The following is a 6,088-nucleotide window of genomic DNA, read 5'->3' on the forward strand; positions in this document are numbered from 1 at the left end:
GCGGGCACAGCGCTGGCTGTCCCAGATCGCATCCCGTTTCGATGCCTTGTTTGGCGACTACGATTGCCTCGGGCACATGTCGAACGGCGAGGGGGTCTACACCAAGCGCGCCGCTTGAGGCCTGCGCGTTGGTTGGTCGCGGCGCTGGGTTGCCATCCCTGACTGCACTTTGCCGGCCGCTCATGGTCTGTCGCCATGCGAGAGAGGCCCTGGGCCAGCCGCCAGTCTTGCGCAACCCGGCTTGGGCGGGCCCGTGTTGGCCTTGGCCCTTCGGGCTCAAGGCCTGCCCGCGCCAGCCCGCCAAGACGGGTTCCCCCTTAAGGGTGCGCAATCCTGCCTGAAGCTGGCCCTGACGGGCTCTCGCTGGCGCAGCCATGAACGGGTGCGTCGGCCTCACGCCAGTCAGGAGAACTTCCCCATGCACACGTCATTTGCCGATCAACTCGCCGGGCTCGATCTTGCCGGCTTTTCCATCGGTCCTGCTCCCGTATCGACTAGCGATTTCCCGGTCCGCGAAGCGGTCGTCCAAACCCTCGAAGCGGTCTGGTCCGATCTTTTCGCCATGGTGTCCGGCACCGCTCTTGAAGCCGACGCCGAGGATCTTGGCTGGGCCTTCGTCAACATCTTCCACCGCTCGGCGGAGCGCAAATCGACAGCTCTCGACCGGGCGACCGACGAGGTCCGCGCGCTGATTGCTACGGTCGACGGATCCGAGGTCCACACCCATGACCTTGAGACCCAGGTCGAGCGGGCGCAATGCGCCGAAAGCGCGATGCTGGCGCTCGAGGAGATGCGCGAAGTCGCAGCAGCCCTTTACCTCAACGAGTTCGGTTCCTCCTGGAAGCCGGTCTCCAGTTCGCGCTTCAATCACAGCGCCATGATGACTTCTGCGCTCGTCGAAGGTCGCGATTTCCTGCGCGCCCGTGCCGAGGCCAAACGCCGTGCAGCGGTGCCCGAAGGAACCCCGGTCGTCTTCGCTGGCGGGCGCACCCGTCATGGATGCGAAGAGGATGCACTGACCTTCGGCAACAACGTTTGGGCAACCCTCGACAAGGTCCGCGACCGTGTGCCCGACATGGTGCTCATCCATGGCGGCGACACCAAGGGCGTCGACCGTCTGGCATCGAGCTGGGCCGAACGGCGCGGCATCCCGCAGGTCACGTTCTCGCTCGACATGCGGCTGGGCGCTCGTGCTGGCTTCAAGCGCAACGAGCGGATGCTCTCGCTTGATCCGCGTTACGTCATCGCCTTTCCAGGCAATGGCGTGCTCGAACGTCTGGTCATCGAAGCCAAGGCCCGGCGGATCACCGTGGTCGATCGGCGCGGGCCCCTCGGTACCAATCCGAAGAACTCTTCGGTCAGGACCGACTAAGGCCCTGTCGGTCTTCGCGCCAGCGCCGGGTCGGCGCTGGCGTCGTCCGTCAGAGGAAAGGCGCGCGCCTGTGGTTTGGAGCCAGCGAATGGTCGATGGCTCCTTTCTACAGGAGGTATTCCATGATCGATATCGAGGCCGTGATGGCCGACTTTGCCGTTCGTCAGGCCGAGCGGCAGATGCAGGTTGCTGATGAGATTCAGCAGCTCAAGGTCGCCATTCTTCCGCGCTTGCAGGATGCCGGCATCGCCCGTGTCGAGATCCGCTTTGACGGCTGCGGCGACAGCGGTGCCGTTGAAGAATGTGCATGCCTCGATGCAGCCGGCGCGGGGATCCCGTGCCCGGATGTGACCCTCTTGGAAGGCGAAGCAGACAGCGTTGATCGTACCGGTTCCAGAGAGCCGCAATCACTCGGGCAGGCACTCGAACAGCTGACCTACCTGGCGCTCGAACGTCACCATCCTGGCTGGGAGATCAACGACGGTGCCTGCGGCGAACTGGTGATTGATGTGGCTGAGGCGACTTTCGTGCTCGACTGCAGTTTGCGCTTCATCGCCACCGATGATCATTCGACCGAGCTCTAGGAGATCAAGCATGGCCCACTGCTACTACCACGCTCTCTCGTCGGTCCGGAAATGGGGCGGCACGGTCGATGACTATCTCCCGCTGCACCAGTGGTTCGACCAGTCCAAGGCAATCCTGGCAGACCCACGGCACCGCGCGCTGCGGCACCATGCCGAGGGGATATTCATGCTCGAAACCCTGTTCGGCGAGACCCTCGTCAATGCCGATGGCCGGGTCGTTCCGGTGCGTCTGGTCGGCGAACAGCACGTACGCGAAGACCTGGGCTCGATCCCCTCCTTTGCGGACTGGGCGCGCTTGATCACGCCGCAGACCTGGATGCTTCGAGGCAACCCTCTGGACGGCGCTGAAGGGGTGGTGATCGATATGCCTCTCCCCGGCGAAGCAGTTTCGTCCAGGAATGAGCCATCGGTTGGAGGAGCGGTTAGTACCGTGATCTAGAATGGGGTTCTCCGGTGGAAGGTCGGGCATGGATGATCCGGCCAGGACCGGAGGGAAACGGGGCAGGGCAAACCTGTTCAAGGCATCCAGCTCCACCCGGCTTCGATGCAAACCTGTCCCTGAATCACCCCCCGTCGAGACGCGCAACCCGGATCAGGTCCGACCGAGTTGCCGGGCACGATTTTGCGCATCGCTGGTGCCGAAAACCGGTTCCCACTTTTCGGCGCGATGCTGCGTGCCCGACTGCCCGCACCACCCGAACCAGTTCCGGGTTTCCCTTCGGTGCGCTTCGCCGCGGGGCGCTTCTGCTCGGGTTTTGCAGCCGGGATGGCCCCGGATTGCTCGATCAGGAGAAAGCCCATGACCAATCTCGTTATCCTCGTTGGCCGCATCGCTCGCGACCCCGAAACCCGCACCACCCAGGGTGGAACCAGCATCACATCGATCTCGGTCGTGACCGACCGTCCCGCCCGCAAGGATGGCAAGACCTACAAGGACGAAAACGGCTACACCGCCAAGGACAGCGAATTCCATCGCATCACCTGCTTCAACGGCCTGGGCCAGAATGTCGCCAAGTATTGCACCAAGGGCCAGCTCGTGACGGTCGAAGGTCGCATCCACTACACCCAGTGGGAGGATCAGAGCGGCACCAAGCGCTACGGCTGCGAGATCATCGCCGACAAGGTCGACTTCCTCACCAAAGGCCGTCCGGGCAGCAACGAGGGAGCACCCGACATCGACGAGGACTGAATGTTCTTACCCCACGACAAGGCCCCGGTGGCACACGCCATCGGGGCCTTTTCTTTTGCTCTGGGGCTATGCGGCGGCGCGGGGCATCGAACCCCTTGCCGCCGCGGAGCGGACTTTACGCGGGAGCAATTCGCTTCAGTGTTTCCTCGATCCCGAGCGCCATCGATGCGCGAACGATCTGGCGCAACTGTGCCGGTTCGATCGTCTCCGCGCCGCACTCGATCAGCAGCTTTCCGAGTTCGGTCGCTGCTTCTTCGCGGAGACGTGCCTCCTCGTTCTCGATTTGGGCACGCTGTTCACGCAGCTTCTTCAGCGCATCGCGGGCAGTGGGTTTGGACCTGGCCATAGTGCTTCCTTCTTGCTGGCCGTTGGTCCCCTCCGCTCCCGATCTTGGCACTGCGGGCGCATGTAGGAAAATGCTTTGTGGGGCAGGCGTTGCGCTACTGCGCAGGCGTTGGAGAGGTCTCTCTCGCAGAAAGACCAAGTGTGATGCGGGCTTTGGGGCTGCGTCAAGGACGACGGGGCCCCACCATTTTTACCGGGCAAGCCCGGCAAAAATCGTTGCCCCCATCGCCGCTTCGCGGCCGCTGACGCGGTCCCTGACCCAGCCCGTCACCCACATCCTTCGCAGCTACTGATGCGACGCATCGAACATCAGGAGGAAAGATCATGTACGCTTCTCTGAACATTGCCGCTGCTGGTCCCGCCGCCGATCAGGCAGCCTTCGTTGCTGCCCTGGATCAGGCCCATGCCCGGTCCTTTCACAGCTACTTTACGCAATACGTCCTGACTGATGACGAGGCAGGCTATATCGCGGTCGATGAAGGCGATTACGGTGCCTTGCCCAAGGCCATGCTGGACCGGGTTATCGACACCGTGCCGGGCCGTCTCAGCGATGAATTCTGACCCGCCGGTTTGGGAGGAAGTCCATCAGGGCTTCCTCCTTTCTTTTTGCTCGCAGACCGTTGCGGCATATCCCAGCCGATCCGGGAAGGCGGGGCGCTAGCGTCACTCGGCGATATCTGGACGGTCGAGATCGGTAAGCCGCTCCGGCATATCCAGGACCTTCAACGCCGCGGCTTCGATGGCCTCTGCCTGTGTCGGGAAAGCCTCGGAGGAACTGATCGACACCCCGTTCGAATAAGTGACCGTTGCCTGGAAACCGTTGCCCTTCGGCGTCGCACTCAATGTGACTTGGCCCATGTGGCGCTTCCTTTCCGCCCTCATTAATGCCGGCATCATAGGCGCCGATCCCGTCTGTGCCTATCGGGATCCGAGGGTCGGCAACCTGCCCAGCGCCCCATAGAATCCGGATGGCAAACTGCATCATCCGTTACAGGCTCAATGGCTGGTTCCTGTCCTCGCAGCTGGGGACTGGGGTGCACACCCTACGCGACGGGTCGCAGGAAAGGCGGGCAGAAAAAATAGTCAATCACAAAGGAATAGATCGAATTTTGTGAAATGGCAGCTTCTCCGTCAAAAATGACGGGGGCCAGGGGAGTTACGTGGATTTGACCAAGGCGAGGCCGAGAATGGCGGAATTCCGCAGTCCTATATGTTCTTGACATGTTCTTAAATCTGACTTAGCTTCGATCCTGCCTTTCGCAGTGTGAACCGGGCTCCTGACCACAAGGAGTCCGTGCATGACACGGCCAATCTGTCTCCAGGTTTACATCTCCAGCGAGCTCAGCTCGATGATCCGCAAGGCTGCCAAGGCCAAAGGGATCAGCATGAGCGAGTGGGTTCGCGCCTTGCTCGCCAATGCCTGCACCGAGGACGAGCTTGCCTCGCGGCTCGACGCTTCCATTGAGCGAATTTCCCGCCGCTCGGTGTTCCTCATGGTCGGGGTTGATGCGCTGCTGGCAGGGCACCCCGACCACGCGCTGCGCGGTCGGGCTCACCAGGCGTACGTGCGCAAATGTAAGGAACTCGGTCTTTCCACAGCCGCTGGCGAGGGAGGCTCCGATGAAGCGTAATCTCGTCAACTTCACGCGTGGCAGCCAGCTGCTCGGACACTTCAGCTTCATGTTCGCGGCGGGTCTCAAGGGCCCATTGATTGTCGCCGCGCTCGTGATCTCATGGACCTCCTGGTGGACCATTTCGGCAGGCCTCACCGACCATGAAGTCTACCTCGTCTGGATGCGGATCTATGCTGCCATCTACGGCTTCATGGAGTTCGATCCCGCCAAGCGGATCACCCTGGAAACTGCCTTTGGCGCGACCATCCAGTTTCCGATTGCCCAGCTCGAAAGCTATCCGCCGGTGGTCCATGCGTGGCAGAAGCTGACTGGGCTTCTGACCAGTGCCTTGTGGCGGTCCGGGTTCTTGTTGGTGCCCGCTTTTGCCGTCTTCTACTGGTTCGCCGAGCGGTTCGGTGGCCGCTCCAAAGAACGCAAACACGAGCGCGGCGCGATGCTCGTCACGCTCCCCGAGCTTGTCGATGAACTGACCGCGCACAACCGGCGCGAGCGCACCCGTGAGCTCGATTCCGCGCTGGGTTGGAAATGGCGGCTCAGCCTGCCGCGAGAGATCGCCCGTGTCTTTCCCTATCGGCCATCGCACATCGCCACGGTCTCCTATCCCTGGCGGCTCGAGCAAAGCCATGCGATGCTCATTGGCACCACCGGTATGGGCAAGACCGTGGCGATCTCCGACATGATTGCGGAGGCAAGAGCCAAGGGCCAGCGCTGCGTGGTCTTCGACCTGACCGGCGCCTTTATCGAGCACTTCCATGCGGCCCATTGCGACATCATCCTGAACCCGCTCGATGCGCGTTGCCCCCAGTGGAGCCTGTTTGACGAATGCCGTTCTGAAGGCGAGTTCTGGGCCGCAGCGGACGCCCTCGTCCCCCATGACGGGGGCGGAGAAGCCCAGTTCTGGGTGATCGCTGCCCGCGCGCTGTTCGTCGAATTCTGCCTCAAACTTGTGGCCGAAGGCAGAGCG

General features: G+C 62.3%; 9 protein-coding genes. 7 read left to right on the forward strand and 2 right to left on the reverse strand.

Annotation, left to right across the window (positions count from 1 at the left end; translation table 11 throughout):
• Positions 1-418 precede the first annotated feature (418 nt).
• The 4 genes from HGI46_RS21590 (at position 419) to HGI46_RS21605 (ending at position 3,145) form a co-directional block, all read left to right on the forward strand.
• Entirely contained in the window at positions 419-1,372 is a 954-nt protein-coding gene (locus HGI46_RS21590; RefSeq protein WP_168905805.1) for a DUF2493 domain-containing protein, read from the forward strand.
• A 122-nt stretch (positions 1,373-1,494) separates the two neighbouring features.
• A complete protein-coding gene (locus tag HGI46_RS21595; RefSeq protein ID WP_168905806.1) occupies positions 1,495-1,956 on the forward strand; it encodes a DUF6878 family protein in 462 nt (153 codons plus the stop codon).
• Between the two features lie 10 nt (positions 1,957-1,966).
• Positions 1,967-2,395, forward strand: coding sequence for a hypothetical protein (locus HGI46_RS21600; RefSeq protein ID WP_168905807.1), 429 nt, complete (start codon positions 1,967-1,969; stop codon positions 2,393-2,395).
• A 360-nt stretch (positions 2,396-2,755) separates the two neighbouring features.
• Positions 2,756-3,145 (forward strand): single-stranded DNA-binding protein, encoded by a 390-nt coding sequence (locus tag HGI46_RS21605; RefSeq protein WP_168905808.1) that lies wholly within the window; start codon positions 2,756-2,758, stop codon positions 3,143-3,145.
• Between the two features lie 115 nt (positions 3,146-3,260).
• Here HGI46_RS21605 and HGI46_RS22320 read toward each other — a convergent pair whose 3' ends face one another.
• Positions 3,261-3,491: a DUF6437 family protein gene (locus tag HGI46_RS22320; RefSeq protein ID WP_240946946.1), complete on the reverse strand. Its 231-nt coding sequence runs from the start codon at positions 3,489-3,491 to the stop codon at positions 3,261-3,263.
• Positions 3,492-3,814: 323 nt separating this feature from the next.
• On the opposite strand from HGI46_RS22320, the gene HGI46_RS21615 reads away from it, so the two are divergent.
• Positions 3,815-4,051, forward strand: a complete 237-nt coding sequence (locus HGI46_RS21615) for a hypothetical protein (protein WP_007688359.1) — start codon at positions 3,815-3,817, stop codon at positions 4,049-4,051.
• Between the two features lie 102 nt (positions 4,052-4,153).
• Here the strand turns inward: HGI46_RS21615 and HGI46_RS21620 are convergent, their stop codons facing one another.
• Positions 4,154-4,348 carry a hypothetical protein gene (locus HGI46_RS21620; protein WP_168905810.1) on the reverse strand — a complete coding sequence of 65 codons (195 nt, stop codon included), beginning with the start codon at positions 4,346-4,348 and terminating at the stop codon, positions 4,154-4,156.
• A gap of 440 nt (positions 4,349-4,788) precedes the next feature.
• On the opposite strand from HGI46_RS21620, the gene HGI46_RS21625 reads away from it, so the two are divergent.
• Both HGI46_RS21625 and HGI46_RS21630 read left to right on the forward strand, forming a co-directional pair.
• A complete protein-coding gene (locus HGI46_RS21625; RefSeq protein WP_066275457.1) occupies positions 4,789-5,121 on the forward strand; it encodes a hypothetical protein in 333 nt (110 codons plus the stop codon).
• A partial coding sequence (locus tag HGI46_RS21630) for a type IV secretion system DNA-binding domain-containing protein (RefSeq protein ID WP_168905811.1) occupies positions 5,111-6,088 on the forward strand: 978 nt, incomplete at its 3' end. The genes HGI46_RS21625 and HGI46_RS21630, both read left to right, overlap by 11 nt.

Source organism: Novosphingobium sp. ERW19 (assembly GCF_012641315.1).
Lineage (GTDB): Bacteria > Pseudomonadota > Alphaproteobacteria > Sphingomonadales > Sphingomonadaceae > Novosphingobium.

Coding starts and splice junctions, on each gene's coding strand:
- HGI46_RS21590 (WP_168905805.1), top strand. CDS start 419: ATGCACACGTCATTTGCCGATCAACTCGCCGGGCTCGATCTTGCCGGC.
- HGI46_RS21595 (WP_168905806.1), top strand. CDS start 1,495: ATGATCGATATCGAGGCCGTGATGGCCGACTTTGCCGTTCGTCAGGCC.
- HGI46_RS21600 (WP_168905807.1), top strand. CDS start 1,967: ATGGCCCACTGCTACTACCACGCTCTCTCGTCGGTCCGGAAATGGGGC.
- HGI46_RS21605 (WP_168905808.1), top strand. CDS start 2,756: ATGACCAATCTCGTTATCCTCGTTGGCCGCATCGCTCGCGACCCCGAA.
- HGI46_RS22320 (WP_240946946.1), bottom strand. CDS start 3,491: ATGGCCAGGTCCAAACCCACTGCCCGCGATGCGCTGAAGAAGCTGCGT.
- HGI46_RS21615 (WP_007688359.1), top strand. CDS start 3,815: ATGTACGCTTCTCTGAACATTGCCGCTGCTGGTCCCGCCGCCGATCAG.
- HGI46_RS21620 (WP_168905810.1), bottom strand. CDS start 4,348: ATGGGCCAAGTCACATTGAGTGCGACGCCGAAGGGCAACGGTTTCCAG.
- HGI46_RS21625 (WP_066275457.1), top strand. CDS start 4,789: ATGACACGGCCAATCTGTCTCCAGGTTTACATCTCCAGCGAGCTCAGC.